Raw genomic sequence first — 635 nt, 5'->3', positions numbered from 1 at the left:
GAAAGAACGTAAACCAGAGTTTGCATCAGGACCAACACTGCGTAGAGTCTGAGGAAAGCTCGACATGAAAGTGCGGTAAGTCCCGCCACGCTTTGCTTCAGGAGAGCCATATTGAGGCTCATCCCAGTTTGTTTGCCAGTTTAAGTCAGTCGGTAGCGTCGCTGACATCGCACCAAAACTTAGGGCGCTTAGCGTGGACGCTAAAATTATTCTTTTCATAAAACTTCCCTTTTTTATGTTTTGCTCACAATGCATGCTTAAACATAGCGTGTGAATTTTTTCGGGTCGAATGCCGCTCGAATCGCTTCACCGATAAAGGTGACCATCACCAGTACCAGTACAATGGACGTCACAACAGACGCCACAATCCATGGAGAGTCCAAGTTGGACTTACCTTGCTGCAGTAACTCGCCCCAGCTTGGTGTTGGTGGCATCAAGCCTAAACCAAGATAATCAAGCGCTGTCAGTGCGGTGATATTGGCGGCAATAGTAAATGGCGCTAAGGTGACAATCATGACCATGGTATTTGGCAGAATATGGTTAAACAGGATTCGGCCTGTCGAGGCACCCAACGCACGAGCTGCCATTACGTATTCGCGTGCAGATTCTTTGTAAGTCATGGTACGCATGTACCA

General features: G+C 47.7%; 1 protein-coding gene and 1 pseudogene. Both read right to left on the bottom strand.

Annotated elements, in window-relative coordinates; all coding sequences use genetic code 11:
* Positions 1–219: pseudogene (locus R7Z47_RS25420) on the bottom strand (ABC transporter substrate-binding protein); the annotation flags it as partial.
* Positions 220–257: 38 nt separating this feature from the next.
* On the bottom strand, positions 258–635 hold a 378-nt coding region (locus R7Z47_RS25415), incomplete at its 5' end, for an ABC transporter permease subunit (RefSeq protein ID WP_318130836.1).

It is taken from the genome of Vibrio sp. 1641, from assembly GCF_033339995.1.
Classification (GTDB): domain Bacteria; phylum Pseudomonadota; class Gammaproteobacteria; order Enterobacterales; family Vibrionaceae; genus Vibrio; species Vibrio alginolyticus.
This window is presented reverse-complemented; position numbering and strand designations above follow the sequence as displayed.